The following is a 22991-nucleotide window of genomic DNA, read 5'->3' as shown; positions in this document are numbered from 1 at the left end:
CGGGTGACCTACTCGGCCGCTCGGCGGTCCGCGTACTCGTAGATGTAGCCGTCCGGGTGCATCGCGATCAGGTTGCGGCCGCCGGGTGTCGCCACCGGGCCCGCCACGACGTGGGCGCCCGAGTCGGTGAGCACCCGGTGGGCTTCGTCGACGTCCGTCACCGCGATGGTCGCCGAGACCTTGCGGAGCACCTCCAACTCCGACTCCGGCCCGCTCATCAACAGGAAGCAGCCGACGGCGGCGACGGAGACCCCGCCGCGCTCGAAGCGGAGCGCCGGAGCGCCCGCCAGCTTCTCGTAGAAGGGGACCGCAGTCTCCAGGTCGTCGACGCAGATGCGCAGCGTGGCTCCCAGAATGTCCATGCGGACGAGCCTAGTTGGGGCCGGCCGGGGAGGAGATCGTTTCGTACGGATCCCGGGTCGCGGGCGGGGACGGCCGGGGTGCCGCCGGGCGAACGGAGCCGGAGGCGCCCGGCGTTACGGGCGAAGGGGCGCGGGTACCCGGCCGCCATGGACCGCATCGAACACATGGAACATCTGGACAAACACCTGGTCGACGAACTGGCCCAGGTGGCCCGCGACGCCGTACGCGAGGAACTGCGGGAGCAGACCAGCAAGCAGCGCCGTACGGCCTCGCTGTACGCCGCGTCCGGTGCCGTCGCCCTGTACGCGGGCGCGTCCCTCGCGCTGACCGTCGGCCTCGTCCTCGCGCTCGGACTGCCCGACTGGGTGGCCGCGCTGATCACCGCCGTCCTGCTCGGAGCCGCGGCCTACGCGCTGCGCAACGCGGCGCGGCCGACGGCATCCCGGCCCGCGGCGCCGACGCAGGTCGCCGAGGGACAGGCCGCCGCGGGACGGACCGTCGAGGAGCAGAGCGCGAGGGTCGCCGGCAGCACGGCTCCCGGCACGCCGCCCGGTGGGCTCGCCGGGCCCTCCACCCCGCCCGCCCCGCCTGCCCCGTCCGTTCCGCCCGTCGCTCCCGGCGGCGTGAGCGGGGCGCCCGGGCCCTCCGGTGCGGGCACGCCCCCGATGCCGGGCGCGACGGATCCCGAGGGGCCGCACCGCCCGGCCCGGTGAACCCACGGAGGCGTACCGAACCGGTGCGTCTCCGTCGCGTGGGATGCGGTGACGGGTGGCGCCCCGGACAATCGGGGGAGACACCGTCCGTGGACCCGCACGGCCGGAACGGGCCCGAACCAGCCCGGACGGTCCCGCCGGTTTCCGGTGGCCTCGGCGCCCGCCGCCCGGCCCGTGACGCCGACGGGCGGGGACCTCGACGTTTGGGTGTCCCGGCCAGGGGGACGCGGAAAGCCCCGAACGATCGACTCCGCCGGAGGCGCCCCATGAGCCGACCTCGTGTCGTGATCGTCGGAGCGGGATTCGCCGGGTACCGGACGGCGCGCACCCTCTCCCGGCTGCCCCGGAACAAGGCCGACATCGTCCTGCTGAACCCCACGGACCACTCTCTCTGCCTTCCCCTGCTGCCCCAGGTCGCCGCCGGTGTCCTGGAGCCGCGCCGCGTCACCGTCTCGCTGACGGGCACCCGGCCGGGCGTACGGCTGGTGCTGGGCGAGGCCGACGGCACCCTCTCGTACGACCGGCTCGTACCGGCTGTCGGCAGCGTCAACGAACTGCTGCCCGTGCCTGGTGTCGCCGAGCACGCGCACGGCTTCCGGGGACTGCCCGAGGCGCTGTACCCGCGTGACCCGGGCGACTGCCCGGCGTCGGAACCCGACGCCCTCGCGGCCCGGGATCCCGTCGACCCCGGGGCTCCGGATCCCGGCCGCTCCGCGTGCACTGCCGGGAGCCGCCAGGCGGGCGGTGATTCCGCCCACCCGGCCGCCGGTCGCCCGGCAGGCGCGGCTCCCGCCCGCCCGGCCTCTCGCGGCCCCGCCGAATCCTCGGGCCTCGATCCCGTTGAGCCCGTCGCCCCCAGCCCCGTACGCCCTGTCGAAGGAGAGTCATGAATTCCCGTCAACTCGCCGAACTGGGGCAGCAGTTGCGTGTGGACAGTGTTCGGGCGGCCGCTGCGGCGGGATCCGGGCATCCCACCTCCTCGATGTCCGCCGCCGACCTTCTGGCGGTCCTGTTCGCCAACCATCTGCGCTACGACTTCGACCGCCCCGCCCACCCGGGCAACGACCGCTTCATCCTGTCCAAGGGGCACGCCTCGCCGCTGCTGTATGCCGCGTACAAGGCGGCCGGGGCGATCAACGACACCGAGCTGATGACGTTCCGCAGGCTCGGCAGCCGGCTCGAAGGGCACCCGACACCGCGCCGGCTGCCGTGGGTCGAGACGGCCACCGGATCGCTCGGGCAGGGGCTGCCCGTCGGCGTGGGCATCGCGCTGTCCGGCAAGCGGCTCGACCGGGTCGGCTACCGGGTGTGGGTGCTGTGCGGCGACAGCGAGCTGGCCGAGGGCTCCGTGTGGGAGGCGGCCGAGCACGCCGGCTACGAGCACCTCGACAACCTGATCGCGATCGTGGACGTCAACCGGCTCGGCCAGCGCGGCCCCACCCGGCACGGCCACGACCTCGGCGCGTACGCCCGCCGCTTCCAGGCCTTCGGCTGGCACACCGTCGAGGTCGACGGCCATGACGTGGACGCGATCGACCGCGCGTACCGCGAGGCGGTCTCCACCGTCGGACAGCCGACCGCGATCATCGCCCGCACCCTCAAGGGCAAGGGCGTCGCGTCCGTCCAGGACCGCGAGGGCCTGCACGGCAAGCCGCTGCCCGACGCCGAAGAGGCGATCCAGGAACTCGGCGGAGTGCACGACCTCCGCATCGAGGTCCGGCAGCCGCCCGCCGCCCGCATGCTCCACGCCGTACGCGCCGGGCACCTGGACCTGCCGCGCTACGAGACCGGTGACGAGGTCGCCACCCGCGACGCCTACGGGCAGGCGCTCGCCGCGCTCGGCACCGCGCGCGGAGACGTCGTCGCCCTCGACGGAGAGGTGAGCGACTCGACGCGCGCCGAGTTCTTCGCGAAGGAGCACCCCGACCGGTTCTTCGAGTGCTACATCGCCGAACAACAGCTGGTCGCGGCGGCCGTGGGGCTCGCCGCGCGCGGCTGGGTGCCGTACGTGTCGACCTTCGCCGCCTTCCTCACGCGTGCCCACGACTTCGTCCGGATGGCGGCCGTCAGCGGCGCGGGCATCAACCTCGTCGGCTCCCACGCGGGCGTCGCGATCGGGCAGGACGGGCCTTCGCAGATGGGACTTGAGGACCTGGCGATGTTCCGGGCGGTGCACGGCTCGACCGTGCTCCACCCGTGCGACGGCAACCAGACCGCCAAGCTCGTCGCCGGGATGGCGGGCTGCGAGGGCGTCCGCTATCTGCGCACCTCGCGCGGCGAGATGCCGGTCCTGTACGGCCCCAACGAGGAGTTCCCGGTCGGTGGCAGCAAGGTCCTGCGGGCCTCCCCGCAGGACAGGCTGACGGTCGTCGCCGCCGGAGTGACCGTGCACGAGGCGCTGAAGGCCGCGGACTCGCTGGCCGCCGACGGTATCTCCGTGCAGGTCATCGACCTGTACTCGGTCAAGCCCGTCGACCGTCGCGCCCTGCGCGAGGCCGCCGAACGCACCGGCTGCCTGCTGACCGTGGAGGACCACCACGAGGAGGGCGGCCTCGGCGACGCGGTCCTCGACGCCTTCCTCGACGGGCGCCCCGTGCCCCGGCTGGTCCGGCTCGCCGTGCGCACCATGCCCGGCTCGGCCTCGCCCGAGGAGCAGCTGCACGCCGCCGGCATCGACGCCGAGTCGATCGCGGCCTCGGCGAAGCTGCTGGTGGAGAACGCGATCGTGCGATGACCCGCGCCGCCGGGTACGTACGGCACTCGGACGTCGGCGGCGACTTTCGGAAGGAGTGACCATGACCGGCACACGGTCCGTACGGGCCGGGCGGCGGACCGTCGAGGTCCACCGGCCCGACAAGGTGCTGTTCCCCGGCGACGGGTCGGCGAAGGAGTACACGAAGGCCGACCTGGTCGAGTACTACCGCGAGGTCGCCCCGTTCATGCTGCCGCACCTGCGGGGACGGCCGCTGATGCTGGAGCGGTACCCGGACGGGCTCGGCGGGCCCCGGTTCATGCAGAAGAACGTCCAGGACCACGACCCGGACTGGCTCCGGCGGGTCGAGGTGTCCAAGGAGGGCGGCACGGTCGTCCACCCCGTGTGCGACGACACCGCGACCCTCGTGTACCTCACGGACCAGGCCTGTCTGACCCTGCACCGGTGGCTGTCCCGGGTCTCGCCGGACGGTCGGGTCGACCGTCCCGACCGGCTGGTCTTCGACCTCGACCCCTCCGGCGACGACTTCGAGCCGGTGCGCGAGGCGGCCCGGCGGCTCAGCGAGCTGCTCGACGAACTCCGGCTGCCGTCCGCCCTGATGACCACCGGCTCCCGCGGACTGCACGTCGTCGTACCGCTCGACGGACGGCTCGACTTCGACGAGGTACGAGAGTTCGCCAAGGCGGTCGCCGACACCCTCACCGAGGCGCACCCCGAGCAACTCACCACGGCCGCCCGCAAGAAGGACCGCGGCGACCGCCTCTACCTGGACATCCAGCGCAACGCCTACGCCCAGACCTCGGTCGCCCCCTTCACCGTCCGCGCCAGGCCCGGCGCCCCGGTCGCCACCCCCCTCACCTGGGAGCAGCTCGACGACCCCGGCCTCGGCCCCCGCCGCTGGACCGTCGCCGACGCCGTCGACCAGGCCCGCACCAACCCCTGGGCGGGGCTGCTCCGCAGAGGCCGCGCGCTCGGTCCGGCCCGCCGCCGACTGAACGCGCTGCGCGGCTGAGGCACGTACCGGCCGGGGACGAACAACCGGCCGAGGAACGCACCGTTGGAGGTTTGGCCAACGTCCGCCGGGCCACTCGGAGTCCGAGGTGGCCATGTCGAACACATCCAACACATCAGGTTCACAGAGTTCATCGAACTCATCCAAAAGCAACTCATCGAACAGCAAGCAGCAGGACGCGGCGGACGAGGACGCGCCGGGCGCCATGGAGGTGCTGCGCAACGCGCGCACCCAGCTCTCGGAGCTGACCGGAATGGTGGCCGAGTCCGTGTCGTCCTTCGAACGCACCGAGGACGGCTGGGCGTTGCAGATCGAGGTCCTGGAACTGGAACGGGTCCCCGACACGATGAGCCTGCTCGCGAGCTACGAGGCGACCTGCGCCCTCGACGGCGAGCTCACCGGCTATCGGCGTGTCCGCCGCTACGAACGCGGGAGGGCCGACTCCAACAGGCCCGGCGGCCGGTAGGCCACGGCACCTTACCCGGCCCTTCGGCCGAGGAGACAGGTCTCCAGTCCTTCGGGCGGGGAACCCGTCCCGCTTCGCTCACACACCCGACAACAGACAAGGAGGCACGGTCGGCATGACCGTTGTCCCGGCACAACAGAGTGGCGGCGGAGGCGGCAGCAGCGGCCTCTACGACGTCCTGGAACTCGTTCTGGACCGAGGGATCGTCATCGACGCATTCATCCGGGTCTCGCTGGTCGGAATCGAGATCCTGAAGATCGACGTACGTGTCGTCATCGCCAGCGTCGACACCTACCTGCGCTTCGCGGAGGCGTGCAACCGGCTCGACCTGGAGGCCGGCCCCAAGCGCAGCCCCGGACTCCCCGACCTGGTCGGCGAGATCACCGAGTCCGGCGCGCGAGGCAAGTCGAAGGGGGCGCTGTCCGGCGCCGCCGAGACGATCTCCGGTGCCTTCAAGGAGGCCCGCGAGGACGGCCAGGCCGAGTCCAGGCCGCGCGCCCGCAAGTCCACCGCGGCACGCCGGAAGGAGGAGCAGGAGTGAGTACGTACGTCTACGGCATCACGTCCGGCTCGCATCCTTCGCTCCCCGACGGCATGGAAGGCGTCGGTGAGCCGGCCCGCCAGGTGCGCATCATCAAGGAGGGCGGCCTCGCCGCGGTCGTCAGTGACGCGCCCGAGGGGCTGCGGCCCAAGCGCAGGGACCTGCTCGCCCACCAGAACGTGCTGGCCGAGACGGGTGCGGCAGCCGCGGTGCTGCCCATGCGGTTCGGCAGCGTCTCACCGGACGACGCGGCCGTGGCCGGGGTGCTCGCCGAGCGCGCCGACCACTTCAAGGAGCGCCTGGGGGCGCTGTCGGGCAAGGTCGAGTACAACGTCAAGGCCACGCACGACGAAGAGGCCGTACTGCACCGGGTGATGTCCGAGAACCCGGAGGTGCGGGCGCTCACCGAGGCCAACCGCAAGTCGGGCGGCGGCAGTTACGACGACAAGCTGCGGCTGGGCGAGGTGGTGGTCGCCGCCGTGCAGCACCGTGAGGCGGAGGACGCCGCCGAGCTGCAGCGCGTTCTGGAACCGGTCGCCGCCGCGGTGAGCGTCGGACCGGAGTCCACCGGGTGGCTGGCCAACCTGTCGTTCCTCGTGGAGCGCGCGTCGGCCGAGGACTTCATCGCCGCGGTGGAAGAGCTCCGCAAGGGGCAACCGCATCTCGAGGTGCGGCTCCACGGGCCGCTGCCGCCCTACAGCTTCGTCGAACCCGGGCCGTCCGAGCCCGCCGAGACGCACCACTGAGAGCCGGGACGGCCGGGACGGCCGGGACATACGAGACAGAGGAGTCGAGGACATGGGGCTGATCGGAGAGGTCCTGATGCTGCCGTTCGCCCCCGTTCGCGGCAGCCTCTGGGCCATGCAACAGGTAGTGGCGGAGGCAGAGCGCCAGTACTACGACCCGGCGGCGGTCCGCGCCGATCTCGCTCGCCTTGAGCAGCGGCTCGAGGCGGGCGAGATCGACGACGCGGAGTTCGACCGTCTGGAAGACGAGCTCCTGGACAGGCTGGAGATCGCCATGACCAGGGGGACCGGAACAGGCAACAACGGGACTACACGATGAATCGACTGGGACTGGGCCTCGCGGTAGGGGCCGGCTACGTCCTCGGGCGTACCAAGAAGATGAAACTGGCGTTCGCCGTCGGCACGATGGTGGCCGGCAAACGGATGCACCTGAGCCCGCGGGCGCTCGCGGACCTGGTGTCCGGGCAGCTGCAGAACAACCCGCAGTTCAAGGAGATCGGGGACCAGCTGCGAGAGGACCTGCGAGGCGTGGGCAAGGCCGCGTCCGGCGCTCTCGTCGAGCGGCAGATCGAGGGTCTCGCCGACCGGCTGCACGGACGCACCGCACAGGTACGGGACCAGCTCTCGGGCGTGGTTCCGGATGTGCCCGGCGTCGGTGGCAAGTCCGGTGGCAGGTCCCGCGGCGACCGGGAGGACGAGCCCGAGGACGAGTACGCGTACGAGGACGGGCCTGAGGATTACGACGAGTACGACGAACGCGACCCGGAAGCCTCGGACGACGAGGAACGGCCGCCGCCGCGCAAGAGGGCCCCGGCCCAGAAGGCCGCGAAGAAGGTGCCCGCCAAGAAGGCCGCCGAGAAGCGGAGCCCCCGCAAGGAGGCCCCGGCCAAGAAGACGGCGGCCAGGGCCGCGAAGAAGGCTCCGGCGAAGAAGACGGCCGCGGCGAAGACCGCCGGGCGCCGCGCCTCGCGGGGCCGGCTGACGAGGGGAGGCGGAGACAATGACTGACACCCTCGGATCCGCGACCAAGCACGCGACCGATCACGCGTCCAAGGCTGCGAAGGACAACCCGCTCACCTCCGTCGCCCAGAGCGCGGCGGCCGACCGGCTCAAGGAAGAGGTCCAGGCGTATCTGGGCGCCCAGGCGCAGCGGCTGCTGGTCGGCGTCGGGCACAAGCTCGGTGCGACGACGGGCAAGCTCAACGACATCGCCGAGGGCAACAGTCCGGGCTTCGCCAAGCTGGCCCTCGACGGTGGCCGCAAGCTGGCCGAGGGCAAGGGGCCGCTGAGGTCCGCCGTGGAACTCGGCGCGGGCCGGGCCAAGGACAGCGTCGTCGGCGCGTTCAAGAACCTGACCGGCGGCAAGGGCAAGCGCAAGGGCGGCGCGGGCAAGAAGCCCACGGTCATCCTCGAGTACGTCGATGTCGGCGTGCCGCTGCGTACGGCCTACGACCAGTGGACCCAGTTCCAGGACTTCAGCACCTTCGCGAAGGGTGTCAAGAGCGCGAACCGCGGCGACGACACCACCTCGGACTGGCAGATGAAGATCTTCTGGTCCAACCGGAGCTGGAAGGCGAAGACCACCGACCAGGTGCCCGACGACCGCATCTCCTGGACGTCCGAGGGCGCCAAGGGCACGACGAAGGGTGTCGTCTCCTTCCACTCCCTCGCCGAGAACCTCACCCGGGTCCTGCTGATCGTCGAGTACTACCCCAAGGGCCTGTTCGAGAAGACCGGCAACATCTGGCGTGCCCAGGGCCGCAGGGTCCGGCTCGACCTCAAGAACTTCGCCCGCTTCATCACGCTCAAGGGCGAGGCGAGCGACAGCTGGCGTGGCGAGATCCGCGACGGCGAGGTGGTCGTCACCCACGAGGACGCGCTCGCGGAGGAAGAGGCCGAGGACACCGAGGCGTCCGACGAGCTCGACGACGACGGGACCGAGGCGGCTGACGAGACCGAGGCTGCCGACGAACTTCCCGAGGACGAGGAGATCCCCGAGGACGAGGAGGCCGCGGAGGGCGAGTACGAGGAGGAGGACGAGGAGGCGTACGACGACGAGAACGACGCGTACGCCGAGGACGAGGAACTGCCCGAGGAGGAAGCGGACGAAGAGGAAGCCGAGGCCGCCGAACCCCGGAGCCGCCGATGACCACGGCCCAGCGCTTCCCCGACGCCTACGGCCAGCAGGGCAGCAGTGCCAACCTCGCCGACATCCTCGAACGGGTACTCGACAAGGGCATCGTGATCGCGGGCGACATCCGCATCAACCTGCTCGACATCGAGCTGGTCACCATCAAACTGAGGCTCATCGTGTGCTCCGTCGACAAGGCGAAGGAGATGGGCATCGACTGGTGGGAGTCCGACCCGGAGCTGTCCTCGAACGCGCGCCGCAACGAACTCTCGCGGGAGAACGCCGAGCTGCGCGCGCACGTCGCCGAACTGGAACGCGGTCGCGAGGTCGCCCCCGCGCGCGAGCGCGAACCCACGGAGGAGGAAGCTCAGGGATGAGTGGTCTGCGCTACGTCTACGCCGTCTGCCGCCCCTTCGGCACACCGCTGTCGGCCCAGCTGACGGGCGTCGCGGGTGTCCCGCCCAAGCAGTTGACCCACCACGGCCTCGTCGCCGTGGTGGGTCACGTGCCGGAGGAGGACTTCGCCGAGAGGCCGCTGCGGGCCCATCTGGAGGACCTGGACTGGCTCGGCGCGACAGCGCGGGCCCACCAGAACGTGATCGACGCGCTCACCGTCGTCACCTCGCCGCTGCCACTCCGGCTCGCCACCGTGTTCCTGGACGACAGTGGCGTCCGCACGATGATCGAACGGCGCGAGGAGACCTTCCTGCGGACGCTCGACCGGCTCGACGGGCGGGTCGAATGGGGAGTGAAGGTCTACGCGGAATCCCCGGAATCTCCGGAGCCTTCTGAGAGCACGGAATCCGCTGGGAATTCGGGAGCCCGGCCGGCGCCTGCTTCGGTAAAACCCGTTTCGGGGCGCGACTATCTGCGACAGCGGCGCGGTCAGCGCAGGGCGCACGAGGATAAATGGGAACAGGCCGAGGAATTCTCGCGCCGGCTGCACGAAACCCTTTCCGGGTACGCGGAGGACACCCGGATCCACGCGCCGCAGAACCCGGCGCTCTCCCACGCGTCCGGCCGGAACGTGCTCAACGCCGCCTATCTGGTGCCGCGTTCGGAATCCGAGGCGTTCGTGGAACTGGTGGACCGCACGAAGGACGACTCTCCCGGACTGCGGGTCGAACTCACCGGGCCGTGGGCGGCCTACTCGTTCAGCGGGGAGGACTCGTGACCGTCGTGGAACGCCGGGAGATAGCTCTCGTCGACCTGCTCGACCGGCTGCTCGCGGGCGGGGTCGTCATCACCGGCGACCTCACACTGCGGATCGCGGACGTCGATCTCGTACGCATCGACCTGAACGCGCTCATCAGCTCGGTGAACGAACAGGTCCCCTCGCCCTGGAGGGAGTTGGAGTGAGCGACATGCGCGACATCAGTGACGTGGACGGCGTGAGCGACGTGAGTGGCGACACTGCCGGGAAGCCCCGGCGGAACCGGCTGGATCTCGAACCGGACACCGTGGAGAAGGACCTGGTCAAGCTGGTACTGACCGTGGTCGAGCTGCTGCGGCAGTTGATGGAGCGGCAGGCGCTGCGCCGGTTCGACACCGGGGACCTCACGGAGGACCAGGAGGAGCGGATCGGTCTCACGCTCATGCTCCTGGACGACCGTATGGCCGAACTGCGCGAGCGCTACGGGTTGCGGCCCGAGGACCTGAATCTGGACCTCGGGCCGCTCGGACCGCTACTGCCAAGGGAGTAGAGCCACCGGTGGAAACGGAAATACCGGTGGCGCTACCAGCGATACCAGCGGCCCCTGGAACCGCTCGCGCCCGTGCCGCGAACAAGGAATCCCAGTAGCCACACGACGATAACTATCAGTGCGATCCACCAGAGAATTTTCACCGCGAAGCCGGCGCCGAAAAGGATGAGCGCCAGAAGCAGTACCAGCAGGATGGGAACCATAGTTTATTACCTCCTGCTGGCCGGGTTTCCCGGATCAAGGAAATCAGGCCGGTTTCCGGCAGAGAATTTCCCCGTGCAGGACGGAGAACCAGGCGTCCTCCTGCCGCCCCCACTCCCGCCAGGCCTCCGAGACCGTGTTCAGCTGCTCCGCCGTCGCGTGACCGCCCTCCGTGGCGCGGTCCGCGTACGCGGAGGCGACCGTACGGTCCGCCCACAGGCCGCTCCACCAGGCGCGCTCCTCGGCGGTGGCGTAGCACCAGGTGCTCGACGAGCTGGTGACGTCGGTGAAGCCGGCCGTCAGCGCCCAGGACCTCAGGCGCCGCCCGGCGTCCGGCTCGCCGCCGTTCGCGCGGGCCACCCGCCGGTAGAGATCCAGCCAGTCGTTCATGCCCCGCGACAGCGGGTACCAGGTCATCGCCGCGTAGTCCGAGTCGCGGACGGCCACGAAGCCGCCAGGTTTCGTGACCCGGTACATCTCGCGCAGCGCCCGCACCGGGTCGCCCACGTGCTGCAGCACCTGGTGTGCGTGGACGACGCAGAAGGTGTCGTCCGGATACTCCAGCGCGTGGACGTCCGCGACCGCGAACTCCACGTTCTCCAGGCCCCGTTCGGCCGCCGTGGCCCGTGCCTGGTCCAGGATGCCCGGCGCGTGGTCGACGGCGGTGACGTGTCCGTCCGGGACCAGTTCCGCCAGGTCTGCGGTGATGGTCCCGGGCCCGCAGCCGATGTCCAGGATCCTCATGTGGGGCTTGAGCGAGGGGAGGAGGTAGGCCGCCGAGTTCAGGGCCGTGCGCCAGGTGTGCGAGCGCAGCACGGACTCGTGGTGGCCGTGCGTGTAGACGGCGGTCTCCTTCGACATGGCGTCCCCATTCCCTCGTGACTCTCGGACGGGCCTGCGGAGCCGCTCCGCGAGCGATACGTGTTACCGTACGCCGCCATGTCGAATGATGAGACCTGCGTCTTGCCATGCGGACCATTCGGGTCTCGTCAGCGTCGTTGCTGGAGCGGCCGGTACACCGTCAGCGCCTCGGGCAGCTTTCGCAGCGTCACCTCGCCCTCCACGGTGGTGACCTCGCCGTCGTAGGCCAGCAGGGTGCCGGGCTCGACGCCCTCCACGCGGAGCGCGCCGACGCGGACCGCCGCGTGCGCGGGTGAGCGGGTGAGCGGCCCGGCGACGGCTGCGGCGAGGAGGCGTACGGCCGGGAAGCGGCCCCCGTGCACGACCCGTACGTCCAGGCGGCCGTCCGCGAGGTCGTAGCGGCGGGCGGGCACCGGACCCATCCGGTGGTACGTGCCATTTCCGGCGAACAGGAGCCACAACGGGTGCTCCTTGCCGCTGAGTTCGGCCTTGAGGGGGTGCCGGTCGGCGCGCAGCACGCGCAGGGTCGCGACCACTCCGGCCGGCCAGCCGCCGATCCGCTTCGACCAGCGGTCCCGTTCGCGCACCAGCTCCGGATAGACGCCGAGGCTGCAGGTGTTGAGGAAGTAGCCCTCCGCGCCGTCGGCGGAGAACAGGCCCACGTCGACCCGTACGGCATCGCCTTCTTGCAGGGCCTGGCTCAGATCGCGTACGTCCTCCACGCCCAGGTCCTGCGCGAAGTGGTTGAGCGTGCCGCCGGGCAGCACGGCGAGCGGGAGGCGGTGGCGCAGGGCCACGGTGGCGGCGGCGTTGACCGTGCCGTCGCCGCCGCAGACGCCGAGCACCTCGGCTCGGGCCGCCGCCTTCTCCAACTCGGCCCGCAGCTCGGCCGGTTCGCACTCCACGAGCTCGGCGCGTGGCAGGGCGTCACCGAGGGCGCGGACGCGGTCCGAGCTGCCCGCCGCCTTGTTGACCACCATGACCAGGCCCTCCCCGTCCGGCAGCGCGGGCGCGTCCGCGCGCGGACGGCCGGGTGGGGGCAGTTGGTCGCGGGTCGGCACCAGGCCGCGTACGGCGAAGGCGGCGCCCGCGCCGAACGCCGCCCCGACGAGCACGTCGCTCGGGAAGTGCGCGCCCGTGTAGATACGGGAGAGGGCCACCGCGGCGGCCACCGGCGCCACCATCGCGCCCAGGGGACGGGACTCAAGGGCGACACCGGTCGCGAAGGCCGCCGCCGACGCCGAGTGCCCCGACGGGAACGAGGTGGTGATCGGCTGGCGCTTCAGCTGCCGGACCAGAGGTACCGCGTCCAGCAGGGGGCGCGGGCGGCGCACAGAGCGCTTGCCGAGGGTGTTGATGGTGGCCGAGGCCAGGGCCAGCGAGGCGACACCGCGGACGGCCGCGCGGCGGGCCCGCGGCGAACGCGTCGCCGCGAGCGCCGCCGCCGTGCCGAACCACAGCAGACCGTGGTTCGCGCTGCGGCTCAGCTTCGGCAGCAGTGGGTCGGCGCCCGGCCAGTGCCGGGCCGCCACGGCCTCGAAGATGCGGAAGTCGAGGGCCAGCAGCCGGTCGCGCAGGGCGTGGCCGGGTCCGGTGACGGTGAGGTCGAGGTCTGCGGTCATGCACCATCGTGTACCCAGACGGGGCCCTGCCGCGCATGTCGGTTCGACGAGAACCGGTTGTGTGACCTATGCGACCTGTCTGTCCTCCGTCCGCCGCCCCTGTCCGCCACTCCGGTCCGTCGCTCCGGTCCGCCGGTCGGGTAACCCGTTTGCCGCGCGCCCCGCCCACCCCGGACAATGCCCAACCATGGGACATCTGGAAGCCGCGCACCTGGAGTACTACCTCCCCGACGGGAGGGCGCTGCTCGGCGATGTGTCCTTCCGGGTGGGCGAAGGGGCCGTGGTCGCGCTGGTCGGGCCCAACGGAGCCGGTAAGACGACACTGCTGCGGCTGATCTCCGGCGAGCTGAAGCCGCACGCCGGCACCGTCACGGTGAGCGGCGGTCTCGGCGTGATGCGCCAGTTCGTGGGATCCGTACGGGACGAGTCGACCGTCCGGGACCTGCTCGTGTCGGTCTCCCAGCCGCGCATCCGGGAGGCCGCCGAGGCCGTCGACCGGGCCGAGCACCTCATCATGACCGTGGACGACGAGGCCGCCCAGATGAGTTACGCGCAGGCGCTCTCCGACTGGGCGGAGGTCCAGGGGTACGAGGCCGAGACCCTCTGGGACATGTGCACCACGGCCGCGCTCGGCATCCCGTACGACAAGGCGCAGTTCCGTGAGGTGCGCACGCTCTCCGGCGGTGAGCAGAAGCGGCTCGTCCTGGAGGCGCTGCTGCGCGGCACCGACGAGGTGCTGCTGCTCGACGAGCCGGACAACTACCTCGACGTCCCCGGCAAGCGCTGGCTGGAGGAGCGGCTGCGGGAGACCCGCAAGACGGTCCTGTTCGTCTCCCACGACCGGGAGCTGCTCGCCCGCTCCGCCGAGAAGATCGTGAGCGTCGAGCCCGGGCCGGCCGGCGCCGACGCCTGGGTGCACGGCGGCGGCTTCGACACGTACCACGAGGCACGCCGGGAGCGCTTCGCGCGCTTCGAGGAGCTGCGGCGGCGCTGGGACGAGAAGCACGCCCAGCTGAAGAAGCTGGTGCTCAACCTGCGGCAGGCGGCCTCCATCAGCCATGAGCTGGCCTCCCGCTACCAGGCCGCGCAGACCAGGCTCCGCAAGTTCGAGGAGGCGGGACCGCCGCCGGAGCCGCCACGCGAGCAGGACATCACCATGCGCCTGCACGGCGGCCGCACCGGCGTACGGGCCGTGACCTGCAAGGGACTCGAACTGACCGGGCTGATGAAACCCTTCGACCTGGAGGTCTTCTACGGCGAGCGGGTCGCCGTGCTCGGCTCGAACGGCTCCGGCAAGTCGCACTTCCTGCGGCTCCTCGCGGGCGGCGACGTCACGCACGCGGGAGAGTGGAAGCTCGGCGCGCGCGTCGTGCCCGGCCACTGCGCGCAGACGCACGCCCACCCCGAGCTGGAGGGGCGCACCCTGCTCGACATCCTGTGGTCCGAGCACTCCCAGGACCGCGGCGCCGCCGCTTCCCGGCTGCGGCGCTACGAGCTGACGGCCCAGGCCGAGCAGCGCTTCGACCGGCTCTCCGGCGGGCAGCAGGCCCGTTTCCAGATCCTCCTCCTGGAGCTGGAGGGCTGTACGGCGCTGCTTCTGGACGAGCCCACGGACAACCTCGACCTGGAGTCGGCCGAGGCCCTTCAGGAGGGGTTGGAGGCCTTCCAGGGCACGGTTCTCGCGGTCACGCACGACCGCTGGTTCGCCCGTTCGTTCGACCGGTATCTGGTGTTCGGCAGCGACGGACGGGTGCGGGAGTCGGCGGAGCCGGTGTGGGACGAGCGCCGGGTTGAGCGGGTCCGGTAGCTCTCCGCCGGGCCGGGCGCGCGGTTCCCCGCGTCCCCGAGGGGGCGCGAGTGTGCCCCGGTGTTCGTAAGGTGGAGGGAGACACGACGATCGGGGTAGCGCCATGACCGGAGTCGACCCGGGCAGCCTGGACGATCAGCAGCTGATGAAAGAGCTGGAGACGATCCATCGCACCCGCCACGACACGCTGCTGCACGGCTCGAACGACGCGCTGCGCACGCACAACGTCCGGATGGCGGAACTGGAGGGCGAGTATCTGCGCCGGAACCCGCGCCGCCCGGTCGCCCTGGGCCGGACCCGGGCGGGGGCACGGGAGAGGCACCCGGACGCGAGCCGGTGACGCGCGCGGCGGGCGGCGCGGCTGAACCGGCGTAGGCCCTACCGGGCGGGCGTATGCCCCAGCGGAACGGGCGGCGACCACCTGTTCGTCGCCCCGGGTGCCGCCCGCGCTGCGGACGGCGCCCCGGGTGCCGCCCGCGCTGCGGACGTCCGTACTCAGGCTCAGACACGAGCTGCGCGAGATGAAGGTGCCGCCGCGTGGGTCTGTTCGCGTCACATGCCGGTCCTGCCTCCGGGGCCGTACGGGGCCGCGCGGCTGATCTCCGCCAGGGCCGAGTCCGGGTTCTCGGCGATGGCCAGGTCGCCCAGGGTGACCATGCCGACCGCCTGGCCGTCCTCGACGACCGGGAGCCGGCGCACGGCGTGGTCGCGCATCAGCGCGACCGCCGCCGCCACCCCGTCGTCCGGGCCCACCACGACCGGATCGGGCGTGCACATTGACCGGGCGCTCACCGTCAGCGGGTCGACACCGTTCGCGACCGCGCGCAGCGCGATGTCGCGGTCGGTCAGGACGCCGATGAGAGCGTGGTCGCCCGCCACCAGGACATCGCCGATGTCCTGGGCCCGCATGAGCTGAGCGGCTTCGACGAGCGAGGCGTCCGGGCGGACCGAGACGACGCCTGGCGTCATGACTTCCCTCACGAAAACAGCCATGGCTGTGGGCCTTTCCTCCGTTCCCCGGCGAAGGGGTACGGCTACGTCGGTGTGACGTCGCCCGCAGTACCCCTGAGACGGCCGGTCATGCGTCCGGCGCCGGCTCTTCGGGCGCCTCGGCCCCGCTCTCGGCGGAGCGCACGACGGCATCGGCCAGTTCCTGGGCGTTCGCGAAGCGCGCGCCGCCCGGCAGCCGCTCCAGCGCTTCGACGAGCGTGTCCGGCGCGTACCGGGCCCGCAGGACGCCGGTCAGCTCACGAGGACCCGCGGGGAACGACGTACGGCCCAGGTGGCGCGCCAGTTCCAGGCGGACGGCGGCCACCGAGCCCCGGTCCGAGCCCGGCGTCACCGGGCCGCCGGCGACCGGCGGATCGTCGTCGGCGATCGGCTCCGGATCGTGCCACTCCTCCACGCGGGTCGGACGGCCGGACCTCAGCAGGCCCTGCAGTTCGTGCTTCATCTCCTCGTCCCGGTGGACGCTGAGGCGGTTGCTGCCTCGCTCCATGTGTCCCTCCAGCTGTTCGGGGGTGGACCCTCGCGTACCCGTCTCCCGAACATCGACACGGGGGTTTGCTCCATCCGCGACCACGAGACTCGGTCTCCACCCTTTGCTGTGATCCCTTTGGGGAAGGACAGGTCACGACCGACGGCGCCACATTGAGCCACTGAGCCGGGCAAGTCGCGTTTGCCCGGGAAGTCGAGGGGCAGGCGAAGACACAGTGCTTCGGACAGGAGGCACGTCCGTGGGAGCGGTGTATCCCCCGCCACGGGTGTGCCCGTCCGGCCAGGTGCGCTCCCTCGGTTGACCGCCCAACCAAGGCACCCCTCAAGGGAGTTGCACGCACCATGCGAACTCACGCGAGCGCCAGGCACCCCCATGACGACGCCCCGGACACCGCGGAGGACTTCCGCAGGCTCGCCTCGTTGCCTCCGGGGCAGCAGCGCGACACTCTCCGGGAGCGGATCATCGAGGCCTGGCTGCCCATGGCGAACCGCCTGGCAGGCCGTTTCCGCAACCGTGGCGAGAACTACGACGACCTGCGGCAGGTCGCGGCCATGGGCCTGGTCAAGGCCGTCGACCGCTACGACCCCGAACTCGGCAACGCCTTCGAGAGCTACGCCGTACCCACCATCACGGGTGAGATCAAGCGTCACTTCCGTGACCACATGTGGACCCTGCACGTGCCGCGCCGGGTCCAGGACCTGCGCAACCGCGTCCGCTTCGCCCGCCAGGACCTCTCCCAGACCATCCCGGGCCGCCGGCCCACGGTCACCGAGATCGCCGAGCACGCGCAGATGAGCGAGGAGGACGTACGCACCGGTCTTGAGGCCCTGGAGAGCTTCACGGCGCTCTCGCTCGACGCCGAACTCCCGGGCAGCGAGGACGGATACTCGCTGAGCGACGCGCTCGGCTCGGCCGATCCGGCGCTCGACGTCGTCATCGACCGTGAGGCGGTCAAGCCGCGGCTGGAGGCGTTGCCCGAGCGTGAACGGGCCATCCTGTACATGCGGTTCTTCGCGGACATGACGCAGAGCCGGATCGCCGAGCAGCTCGGGATCTCGCAGATGCACGTCTCCCGGCTGATCAGCCGGTGTTGCAGCAGGCTGCGGGATCAGGTTCTGCAAGACGTCGCGTAGGCCTCCGGCGGTTCGGCGGGGTCCTGCGTGCGGGTGTGGATGGGTGTGGGTCCGCTGCGGTTGCCCGCGCCCACGCGGCGGAGCCGCAGAGTGTCACAGCCCCGCGCCTCTTTAAGGGCGCCCCAAGTTGCCCAGCGCCAAGGCTATGTGACGGGACATCAGGTCCATTGCCTGGGCCTCCGCCATGGAGAAGGCCAGGCGGGGGCCGGTGCGGAAGAGGGTGAGGACGCCCTGGGCCGCGCCGTCGAGGGTGAGGGGGACGCAGAGGAGGGACGTGACGTTCGTGCGGACCAGGACGGGGGCGCCGGAGGCGTCGCGGCCGAAGGCGTCCGGGTCCTCCGGGCGCACCTGGAGGGCCGTGGAACCGGCCCGCGCCGCCTCGACGACGAGCGGGCACGCGGCAGGGTCCTGCGCCTCCAGGTCCCCGGCTCGTACGTCCCGTTGGTCCCGCTGGTCCACCGGTCCCAGGACGGTCGTACGGCACAGCCGCGCGGCCCCCTCGTCGGCCACCACCCAGTCCGCGAACCGCCCGTGCAGCACCCGCGCCGCCCGCTCCAGCACGGCGGCCCGGGTCCTGGCGGGCTCGCTCAGCAGTGCCGTGGTCATCGCGTCCAGCAGGTCCATCAGTGCCGCGTGCCGTGTCGTCTCGCCGAGGTCCGGCACGGGCCCCGGCCCGCCCCCGGCCGACGGTGCCCGCACCCCGGCGGACTGGAGCACCACGAGGACGGCGGTACGCGGCTCGCCGCTCGGCCGCAGCGCGGTGAGCGTCGCGCGCACGGGAACGGCCGGGCGCTGCTGGAGATGGACCGTGAGGCTGCGGTCGCCGTCACCGCGTGCCACCGCCGCCGTCTGTGAGCGGAACGCGGCCCGGTCCGCGTGCGCGAGGAAGCCGGAGAGCGGGCGGCCCGTCGCGTAACCGGCCCTGACACCAGTGAAGTTGGTGCCCGCGAAGTTCAGCCTGCGGACCACCGTCTCACGGTCGATCAGCGCGACGGGCAGCGGCAGCCGTTGGAAGATCGCCTTCAGCAGCTGCTGTTCCTGACGGTCGGCGGAGGACGTGTTCGTGGTGCCGGTGGCCGTCAGCCGCTCGTACCACGGCCACAACTGGCCGGCCACGTGGTCGAGTTCGAAGATCGCCGTGTCCAGCACGGTGGGCAGGTCGTCGTGGGGCACGGACCGTGCCGCCTTCAACTCCGCGACACGGCGCACGAAATCCGCGAGTTCCTCACCGAATTCCTCCGTCTGCGCCATGCGACGAACGTAGCTCTTCACGCCCGCGTCCGGGGAGGCCGTGGCGGGGCGCCTCGACGTCGTTTTCTCCGCAGGTGAGCGGGAAGGCGGAGGAATCAGGAGGTGCGAAGCATGCCGGACACTGAACATCTTGGGCCCCGGGGTACGACATCCCCGGAATCTGCACTTCCGGGTCGTCGGCTGTCGGAACTCGCCGAGCAGGCCGTCCGCTGCACCACCGACTGCTGCGGCGCGGGTACGACGGTCTCCGACGGTGGTATGGAGCGGCCGGCCGCGGTGACGCACCCGGACCTCGCCGCACTCGTCTCGCTGCAGCTCCGCTCCGGCGAGGGCCCGATCCCGGCCGCGCTGGAGCGCGGTGAGCCCGTCGAGTCGGGCGACCTGCTGTGCGAGGAGCGCTGGCCGCGGTACCGGGCGATGGCGCTCGACTCGGGCGTGCGCTCCAGCGTCACCCTTCCCTTCCGCCGGGCGGGCCTGACGGTCACCCTCAGCCTGTACAGCTTCCGCGCGGGCGGACTGGAGGACGCTCCGCACGGACCCGCCCGGGCCCTCGGCGATCTTGCCGCCACCTGTCTCGTCCGTGACCGCTCCTACCGCGCCGCGCTCACCGAGCTCGACCAGCTGGGCGCCGCGCTGCGCACCCGCCCCGTCGTCGACCAGGCGTGCGGCATCGTCATGCATGCGCTGGCCTGCGACGCGGACGCGGCCTTCAAGGTTCTGCGCCGCGTCTCGCAGGGAACCAACCGCAAACTGTCCGAGGTCGCCTCGGCCCTCGTGGACTCACGGGGCCGCGGCCTGGAACGGGAACTGGTGTCCCTGTCGGACTGAGACGGTACGGCGGCCGTGCGGTGTCACCCGCCCGGGCGTCCGCGTGGCACGAATGGTGTCCGGCCGCGCGCGCCCGGGCGGCGGCCGGGCTCTGATGGGCTGCGGGGCATGTCGGTCGTGCCCCGCCTCCGCCGCCGTCCACGGGCGTGGGGGTCCCAAGCCGCCGGCCGAAGGAGCCCGAGCCCCATGCGCATGCGCCGTACCGTCCGCGCCCTGTCCGCCACCGCCCTCACCGCCGTCGCCCTGGGCGCCACCGTGGCCGCCGCCGAGAACCCGGGGGCGGAGGTCAGCCCCCGCACAGTGGCCCCCGGCGGCACGGTCACCGTCTCCGTGTCCTGCGAACCGACGGGCGGTCCCGCACCCGAGACCATCGACGCCACCTCACAGGCCTTCGAGCACGGCACCGTCCAGCTGCACAAGGCCGCGGGTGCGGAGGACGCCGCGGGAGGTCCGGCCTACAGCGGCACCGCCCGTATCGCGCCCGCCGCGAACTTCGAGGAGGGCGGGCCCGACACCGTCGGCAAGGACGGTGCGGCCGGCGAGGACAGTGCGGCAGGCAGGGGCGACGCGGTCGGCAAGGGTGCCGAGTGGAGTGTCGACGGCACCTGTCCGGCCGCGCCCGGTGGCCAGGGAAAGCAGTGGAGCGCGTCCTTCACCGCGTCCCGTGAGGGCTCCCGCGAGGACTCCCACGACAGTTCCCGTGACGGTTCCCGTGACGAGGGGGCCGCGGTCCAGCGCGGGGTGCACGCGGGCGAGGGCGGTACCTTCACCGACTCCACCGCCGCTCTGGTCACGGGCGGTGTCCTCATCGCGGGCGCGGCCGGCGCCGCCGTCCACAGACTGCGCCGCCGGGAGTCGTCCTCGAACGGCTGAGTTGACGGCGCGATCCACTGGGTACGCAGAGCTTTGGGTACTCGAAGCACAGGGGCACGACAGGCACCGTGGGAACCACGACGGACCACGGACCGGCGTCCACGGATCCGCGATCCACGGAGGTGCGGTCCCCAGGCCGACGGCCGGTCCACGGATCACTGCGCGGAGGCACGTATGCGGCGGATCGATCCGGAAGGCCACGGCCCCGTCCGATACGGCCCACCGCTCCCCGGCCAGGACCTGCCGGTGCCGCCCGGACTCGCCGCCGCCGCGACCGGCGCGCACACCGAACCGACCGGCGGCGGACCCGCCCTCCTGGACGCCGCCCTCGCCTACTGGGCCCGGCGCGGACTGTCCGCCGACCGCCACCGGACGGCCGCGGCGCCAGGCGCCCCCGCACTCCTCCTCGCCCTGACCGCCGCGCTCGGCGGCGACGTTCTCGTGCCGCGCCCCTGCGCGGCCTGGTGGGCGCCGCAGGCACGCCTGCTGGGCAGATCCGTCTTCCACGTGGGGACACCCGCCGAGTGCGGCGGAGTCCCGGACCCGTACGCCCTCCTGGAGACCGTGCGCCGAGTACGCGCCGAGGGCGGTGACCCGCGGCTGCTCGTCCTGTCCGTCGCCGACGACCCCACCGCCACCGTCGCGCCGCCCGAGGTGGTCCACGAGGCCATCGAGGCGGCCGTGGGCGAGGGGCTGCACGTGGTCAGCGACGAGACCTGGCGCGACACCCTGCACGAACCGCACGACACCGTGTTCCTGAGCCCCGCCGAGATGCTGCCGGAACACGTCACGGTCCTGACCGACCTCGCCGGACCCTTCCTGCCGCCCGGCTGGCCCGCCGCGATCGCCCGCTTCCCCGCCAACGACACCGGCACCCGGCTGCGCGACCGCGTCCTCGACGTACTGACCGCGCTCGACGCCCGGATCGCGGCCCCGGTCGCCGCGGCGGCCGCGTACGCGCTCGCCGAGCCCGACGACATCACGCACCGCCTCGCCGCGTCGGTACGCCTGCACGCGCGCGTGGCCACCGCCGCGCACCACACCCTCGTGGGCGCGGGCGCCCTCGCCCGGCCCCCGCGCGCGGGCCGCCACGTGTACGCGGACCTCGGCCCGCTGCGCTCCGCGCTGACCGCGCGCGGTGTCGGCGACGCCCAGGAACTGGAGGACTTCCTCACCGACCGCCTCGGCATGCCCGTGCCCGGCGGCCACCGCTTCGGCGACGACCTCGGCGCACTGCGCGTACGCCTGGCCACCGGCCCCTTCCTCGGCACAACCCACGACGAGCGAACGGCGTCTCTCACGTCACCGGAACCTCTGGAATTGCCGCATGTGGAACGCGCGTTGAGTCTGCTGGGCTCGGCACTCGCCGATCTCCGCGATGACGATGACGCTCGGCGACGGGAGTCCCCTCGATGACGCAGCAGTCCGAGTCGACCACGACCACCACGACCACCGCATCCACGGACGCCGAAGATCCGGCGTCGTCCTCTCCTCCGCCCTCCACTCCGTCCTCACCCGCGTTCGCGTCCGCCGTCGGAACCCCGCTCGCCGAACCCCGACCGCTCGCCGAACCCCGTCCGCTCGGCGAACGCCGCGTCTGGCCCCGCTCGTTCGCGGACCGGCTGACCGCCCCGCTGCCGGGCCTGAGCGGCTTCGCCCGGTTCGCCCGCGAGGGCGCGCTGCGGCCCGGTCCCGAGGGGCTCGCCGACATTCCCCGACTTCCTTACGAGCCGGGCCCGCTGCCCCGGGTGGACGCCCGCACGATCGCCGTCTCCTGGGCGGGGCACGCCAGTTGGGTGATCCGGATCGGCGGGCTCACCGTGCTCACCGACCCGGTGTGGTCCCGCAAGATCCTCGGAACTCCCGCCCGGATCACGCCCGTCGGCGTGGCCTGGAGCGCACTGCCACGCATCGACGCGGTCGTCATCAGCCACAACCACTACGACCACCTGGACGCGCCGACGCTGCGCCGACTCCCGCGCGACACCCCCGTGTTCGTCCCGGCCGGGCTCGGCCGCTGGTTCCGGCGCCGCCGGTTCTCGCACGTCACCGAGCTGGACTGGTGGGAGGCGGCCGAACTGAACGGCATCCGCCTCGACTTCGTACCGGCCCACCACTGGTCCAAGCGCAGCCTCCACGACACCTGCCGCACCCTGTGGGGCGGCTGGGTCCTCACCGCGTCCGACGGCCGGCGTGTGTACTTCGCGGGCGACACGGGATACGGCCACTGGTTCTCCCGCATCGGCGCCCGCTACCCCGGTATCGACCTGGCCCTGCTCCCCATCGGCGCGTACGACCCGCGCTGGTGGCTCAGCGACGTCCACTGCGACCCCGAGGACGCGGTCCGGGCCACCGAGGACCTGGGCGCCCGCCGCATGGCTCCCATGCACTGGGGCACGTTCGTCCTGTCGGCGGAGCCGGTCCTGGAGCCCCTGACCCGAGTGCGTACGGCATGGGAGAAGGCAGGCTTGGCGAGGGAGCACCTGTGGGACCTGCCGGTGGGCGCCTCAAGGGTGCTCGGCTGAGGCT

General features: G+C 72.1%; 27 protein-coding genes and 1 pseudogene. 21 read left to right on the top strand and 7 right to left on the bottom strand.

Annotated features, from left to right (window positions below; genetic code table 11):
• Positions 1-8 precede the first annotated feature (8 nt).
• Positions 9-362 (bottom strand): VOC family protein, encoded by a 354-nt coding sequence (locus tag ACH4YP_RS04225; protein ID WP_189840916.1) that lies wholly within the window; start codon positions 360-362, stop codon positions 9-11.
• Between the two features lie 147 nt (positions 363-509).
• Here ACH4YP_RS04225 and ACH4YP_RS04220 point away from each other — a divergent pair, with 147 nt between their 5' ends.
• From ACH4YP_RS04220 to ACH4YP_RS04155, 14 genes and pseudogenes are all read left to right on the top strand, one after another.
• Positions 510-1076 carry a phage holin family protein gene (locus tag ACH4YP_RS04220; protein ID WP_361070316.1) on the top strand — a complete coding sequence of 189 codons (567 nt, stop codon included), beginning with the start codon at positions 510-512 and terminating at the stop codon, positions 1074-1076.
• A gap of 266 nt (positions 1077-1342) precedes the next feature.
• Positions 1343-1705, top strand: a pseudogene (locus ACH4YP_RS04215) (FAD-dependent oxidoreductase); the annotation flags it as partial.
• A gap of 257 nt (positions 1706-1962) precedes the next feature.
• On the top strand, positions 1963-3810 hold the full coding sequence (locus ACH4YP_RS04210) for a transketolase (protein ID WP_398489261.1): 1848 nt from the start codon (positions 1963-1965) through the stop codon (positions 3808-3810).
• Between the two features lie 61 nt (positions 3811-3871).
• Entirely contained in the window at positions 3872-4801 is a 930-nt protein-coding gene (ligD, locus tag ACH4YP_RS04205) for a non-homologous end-joining DNA ligase (RefSeq protein WP_398489260.1), read from the top strand.
• A 94-nt stretch (positions 4802-4895) separates the two neighbouring features.
• Positions 4896-5267: a gas vesicle protein gene (locus tag ACH4YP_RS04200; protein WP_361070323.1), complete on the top strand. Its 372-nt coding sequence runs from the start codon at positions 4896-4898 to the stop codon at positions 5265-5267.
• A gap of 115 nt (positions 5268-5382) precedes the next feature.
• A complete protein-coding gene (locus tag ACH4YP_RS04195) occupies positions 5383-5808 on the top strand; it encodes a gas vesicle structural protein GvpA (protein ID WP_398489259.1) in 426 nt (141 codons plus the stop codon).
• Positions 5805-6554 carry a GvpL/GvpF family gas vesicle protein gene (locus ACH4YP_RS04190; protein WP_398489258.1) on the top strand — a complete coding sequence of 250 codons (750 nt, stop codon included), beginning with the start codon at positions 5805-5807 and terminating at the stop codon, positions 6552-6554. Before ACH4YP_RS04195 ends, ACH4YP_RS04190 begins: the two co-directional genes overlap by 4 nt.
• A gap of 52 nt (positions 6555-6606) precedes the next feature.
• Positions 6607-6873 carry a gas vesicle protein GvpG gene (locus ACH4YP_RS04185; protein ID WP_359858491.1) on the top strand — a complete coding sequence of 89 codons (267 nt, stop codon included), beginning with the start codon at positions 6607-6609 and terminating at the stop codon, positions 6871-6873.
• The gene (locus ACH4YP_RS04180; protein WP_398489256.1) at positions 6870-7562 is read left to right on the top strand and encodes a DNA primase; all 693 of its coding nucleotides are present in this window, start codon (positions 6870-6872) and stop codon (positions 7560-7562) included. The genes ACH4YP_RS04185 and ACH4YP_RS04180 overlap by 4 nt, the downstream gene beginning before the upstream one ends.
• Positions 7555-8703, top strand: coding sequence for an SRPBCC family protein (locus tag ACH4YP_RS04175; protein WP_398489255.1), 1149 nt, complete (start codon positions 7555-7557; stop codon positions 8701-8703). The genes ACH4YP_RS04180 and ACH4YP_RS04175 overlap by 8 nt, the downstream gene beginning before the upstream one ends.
• A complete protein-coding gene (locus ACH4YP_RS04170) occupies positions 8700-9062 on the top strand; it encodes a gas vesicle protein (protein ID WP_269651456.1) in 363 nt (120 codons plus the stop codon). The genes ACH4YP_RS04175 and ACH4YP_RS04170 overlap by 4 nt, the downstream gene beginning before the upstream one ends.
• The gene (locus ACH4YP_RS04165) at positions 9059-9859 is read left to right on the top strand and encodes a GvpL/GvpF family gas vesicle protein (protein WP_398489254.1); all 801 of its coding nucleotides are present in this window, start codon (positions 9059-9061) and stop codon (positions 9857-9859) included. Before ACH4YP_RS04170 ends, ACH4YP_RS04165 begins: the two co-directional genes overlap by 4 nt.
• Entirely contained in the window at positions 9856-10044 is a 189-nt protein-coding gene (locus tag ACH4YP_RS04160; RefSeq protein ID WP_143640948.1) for a gas vesicle protein, read from the top strand. The genes ACH4YP_RS04165 and ACH4YP_RS04160 overlap by 4 nt, the downstream gene beginning before the upstream one ends.
• 5 nt (positions 10045-10049) lie before the next feature.
• Positions 10050-10388, top strand: a complete 339-nt coding sequence (locus ACH4YP_RS04155; RefSeq protein WP_361070353.1) for a gas vesicle protein K — start codon at positions 10050-10052, stop codon at positions 10386-10388.
• Positions 10389-10420: 32 nt separating this feature from the next.
• Here ACH4YP_RS04155 and ACH4YP_RS04150 read toward each other — a convergent pair whose 3' ends face one another.
• The 3 genes from ACH4YP_RS04150 to ACH4YP_RS04140 all read right to left on the bottom strand — a co-directional run bounded on the left by ACH4YP_RS04150 (position 10421) and on the right by ACH4YP_RS04140 (position 13072).
• Positions 10421-10591 carry a hydrophobic protein gene (locus tag ACH4YP_RS04150; protein ID WP_361070344.1) on the bottom strand — a complete coding sequence of 57 codons (171 nt, stop codon included), beginning with the start codon at positions 10589-10591 and terminating at the stop codon, positions 10421-10423.
• 43 nt (positions 10592-10634) lie between these two features.
• Positions 10635-11450 (bottom strand): class I SAM-dependent methyltransferase, encoded by an 816-nt coding sequence (locus ACH4YP_RS04145; protein WP_398489253.1) that lies wholly within the window; start codon positions 11448-11450, stop codon positions 10635-10637.
• Positions 11451-11578: 128 nt separating this feature from the next.
• Positions 11579-13072 carry a bifunctional phosphatase PAP2/diacylglycerol kinase family protein gene (locus tag ACH4YP_RS04140; RefSeq protein ID WP_398489252.1) on the bottom strand — a complete coding sequence of 498 codons (1494 nt, stop codon included), beginning with the start codon at positions 13070-13072 and terminating at the stop codon, positions 11579-11581.
• Positions 13073-13259: 187 nt separating this feature from the next.
• Here ACH4YP_RS04140 and ACH4YP_RS04135 point away from each other — a divergent pair, with 187 nt between their 5' ends.
• Positions 13260-14879 carry an ABC-F family ATP-binding cassette domain-containing protein gene (locus tag ACH4YP_RS04135; protein ID WP_398489251.1) on the top strand — a complete coding sequence of 540 codons (1620 nt, stop codon included), beginning with the start codon at positions 13260-13262 and terminating at the stop codon, positions 14877-14879.
• Between the two features lie 103 nt (positions 14880-14982).
• Complete coding sequence (locus tag ACH4YP_RS04130; RefSeq protein WP_189840931.1) at positions 14983-15219, top strand: DUF6158 family protein; 237 nt, start codon at positions 14983-14985, stop codon at positions 15217-15219.
• 212 nt (positions 15220-15431) lie between these two features.
• On the opposite strand, the gene ACH4YP_RS04125 is transcribed toward ACH4YP_RS04130, so the two are convergent.
• On the bottom strand, positions 15432-15872 hold the full coding sequence (locus tag ACH4YP_RS04125; protein WP_398489250.1) for a CBS domain-containing protein: 441 nt from the start codon (positions 15870-15872) through the stop codon (positions 15432-15434).
• Between the two features lie 85 nt (positions 15873-15957).
• Positions 15958-16377: a DUF2795 domain-containing protein gene (locus tag ACH4YP_RS04120; RefSeq protein ID WP_361064459.1), complete on the bottom strand. Its 420-nt coding sequence runs from the start codon at positions 16375-16377 to the stop codon at positions 15958-15960.
• Positions 16378-16718: 341 nt separating this feature from the next.
• On the opposite strand from ACH4YP_RS04120, the gene ACH4YP_RS04115 reads away from it, so the two are divergent.
• Positions 16719-17510, top strand: a complete 792-nt coding sequence (locus ACH4YP_RS04115) for an RNA polymerase sigma factor SigF (RefSeq protein ID WP_361064462.1) — start codon at positions 16719-16721, stop codon at positions 17508-17510.
• A 111-nt stretch (positions 17511-17621) separates the two neighbouring features.
• Here the strand turns inward: ACH4YP_RS04115 and ACH4YP_RS04110 are convergent, their stop codons facing one another.
• On the bottom strand, positions 17622-18761 hold the full coding sequence (locus tag ACH4YP_RS04110; protein ID WP_398489248.1) for a PAS domain-containing protein: 1140 nt from the start codon (positions 18759-18761) through the stop codon (positions 17622-17624).
• 111 nt (positions 18762-18872) lie between these two features.
• On the opposite strand from ACH4YP_RS04110, the gene ACH4YP_RS04105 reads away from it, so the two are divergent.
• The 4 genes from ACH4YP_RS04105 to ACH4YP_RS04090 all read left to right on the top strand — a co-directional run bounded on the left by ACH4YP_RS04105 (position 18873) and on the right by ACH4YP_RS04090 (position 22987).
• Positions 18873-19589, top strand: a complete 717-nt coding sequence (locus ACH4YP_RS04105; RefSeq protein ID WP_398489247.1) for an ANTAR domain-containing response regulator — start codon at positions 18873-18875, stop codon at positions 19587-19589.
• 192 nt (positions 19590-19781) lie between these two features.
• Complete coding sequence (locus ACH4YP_RS04100) at positions 19782-20462, top strand: hypothetical protein (RefSeq protein ID WP_398489474.1); 681 nt, start codon at positions 19782-19784, stop codon at positions 20460-20462.
• 174 nt (positions 20463-20636) lie between these two features.
• Entirely contained in the window at positions 20637-21878 is a 1242-nt protein-coding gene (locus ACH4YP_RS04095; RefSeq protein ID WP_398489245.1) for an aminotransferase class I/II-fold pyridoxal phosphate-dependent enzyme, read from the top strand.
• Positions 21875-22987, top strand: coding sequence for an MBL fold metallo-hydrolase (locus ACH4YP_RS04090; RefSeq protein ID WP_398489244.1), 1113 nt, complete (start codon positions 21875-21877; stop codon positions 22985-22987). Before ACH4YP_RS04095 ends, ACH4YP_RS04090 begins: the two co-directional genes overlap by 4 nt.
• Positions 22988-22991: the final 4 nt, after the last annotated feature.

It is taken from the genome of Streptomyces sp. NPDC020747 (assembly GCF_044334695.1).
In the GTDB taxonomy this organism is placed as follows: domain Bacteria; phylum Actinomycetota; class Actinomycetes; order Streptomycetales; family Streptomycetaceae; genus Streptomyces.
This window is presented reverse-complemented; position numbering and strand designations above follow the sequence as displayed.

Excerpts from the sequence above, each read along its gene's own strand:
- ACH4YP_RS04165 (WP_398489254.1), top strand. The coding sequence starts at position 9,059 with ATGAGTGGTCTGCGCTACGTCTACGCCGTCTGCCGCCCCTTCGGCACA.
- ACH4YP_RS04115 (WP_361064462.1), top strand. The coding sequence starts at position 16,719 with ATGCGAACTCACGCGAGCGCCAGGCACCCCCATGACGACGCCCCGGAC.
- ACH4YP_RS04175 (WP_398489255.1), top strand. The coding sequence starts at position 7,555 with ATGACTGACACCCTCGGATCCGCGACCAAGCACGCGACCGATCACGCG.
- ACH4YP_RS04120 (WP_361064459.1), bottom strand. The coding sequence starts at position 16,377 with ATGGAGCGAGGCAGCAACCGCCTCAGCGTCCACCGGGACGAGGAGATG.
- ACH4YP_RS04130 (WP_189840931.1), top strand. The coding sequence starts at position 14,983 with ATGACCGGAGTCGACCCGGGCAGCCTGGACGATCAGCAGCTGATGAAA.
- ACH4YP_RS04225 (WP_189840916.1), bottom strand. The coding sequence starts at position 362 with ATGGACATTCTGGGAGCCACGCTGCGCATCTGCGTCGACGACCTGGAG.
- ACH4YP_RS04105 (WP_398489247.1), top strand. The coding sequence starts at position 18,873 with ATGCCGGACACTGAACATCTTGGGCCCCGGGGTACGACATCCCCGGAA.
- ACH4YP_RS04200 (WP_361070323.1), top strand. The coding sequence starts at position 4,896 with ATGTCGAACACATCCAACACATCAGGTTCACAGAGTTCATCGAACTCA.
- ACH4YP_RS04100 (WP_398489474.1), top strand. The coding sequence starts at position 19,782 with ATGCGCCGTACCGTCCGCGCCCTGTCCGCCACCGCCCTCACCGCCGTC.
- ACH4YP_RS04180 (WP_398489256.1), top strand. The coding sequence starts at position 6,870 with ATGAATCGACTGGGACTGGGCCTCGCGGTAGGGGCCGGCTACGTCCTC.
- ACH4YP_RS04210 (WP_398489261.1), top strand. The coding sequence starts at position 1,963 with ATGAATTCCCGTCAACTCGCCGAACTGGGGCAGCAGTTGCGTGTGGAC.
- ACH4YP_RS04155 (WP_361070353.1), top strand. The coding sequence starts at position 10,050 with ATGCGCGACATCAGTGACGTGGACGGCGTGAGCGACGTGAGTGGCGAC.
- ACH4YP_RS04145 (WP_398489253.1), bottom strand. The coding sequence starts at position 11,450 with ATGTCGAAGGAGACCGCCGTCTACACGCACGGCCACCACGAGTCCGTG.
- ACH4YP_RS04170 (WP_269651456.1), top strand. The coding sequence starts at position 8,700 with ATGACCACGGCCCAGCGCTTCCCCGACGCCTACGGCCAGCAGGGCAGC.
- ligD (WP_398489260.1), top strand. The coding sequence starts at position 3,872 with ATGACCGGCACACGGTCCGTACGGGCCGGGCGGCGGACCGTCGAGGTC.
- ACH4YP_RS04110 (WP_398489248.1), bottom strand. The coding sequence starts at position 18,761 with ATGGCGCAGACGGAGGAATTCGGTGAGGAACTCGCGGATTTCGTGCGC.
- ACH4YP_RS04090 (WP_398489244.1), top strand. The coding sequence starts at position 21,875 with ATGACGCAGCAGTCCGAGTCGACCACGACCACCACGACCACCGCATCC.
- ACH4YP_RS04140 (WP_398489252.1), bottom strand. The coding sequence starts at position 13,072 with ATGACCGCAGACCTCGACCTCACCGTCACCGGACCCGGCCACGCCCTG.
- ACH4YP_RS04150 (WP_361070344.1), bottom strand. The coding sequence starts at position 10,591 with ATGGTTCCCATCCTGCTGGTACTGCTTCTGGCGCTCATCCTTTTCGGC.
- ACH4YP_RS04135 (WP_398489251.1), top strand. The coding sequence starts at position 13,260 with ATGGGACATCTGGAAGCCGCGCACCTGGAGTACTACCTCCCCGACGGG.
- ACH4YP_RS04095 (WP_398489245.1), top strand. The coding sequence starts at position 20,637 with ATGCGGCGGATCGATCCGGAAGGCCACGGCCCCGTCCGATACGGCCCA.
- ACH4YP_RS04125 (WP_398489250.1), bottom strand. The coding sequence starts at position 15,872 with ATGGCTGTTTTCGTGAGGGAAGTCATGACGCCAGGCGTCGTCTCGGTC.
- ACH4YP_RS04185 (WP_359858491.1), top strand. The coding sequence starts at position 6,607 with ATGGGGCTGATCGGAGAGGTCCTGATGCTGCCGTTCGCCCCCGTTCGC.
- ACH4YP_RS04195 (WP_398489259.1), top strand. The coding sequence starts at position 5,383 with ATGACCGTTGTCCCGGCACAACAGAGTGGCGGCGGAGGCGGCAGCAGC.
- ACH4YP_RS04220 (WP_361070316.1), top strand. The coding sequence starts at position 510 with ATGGACCGCATCGAACACATGGAACATCTGGACAAACACCTGGTCGAC.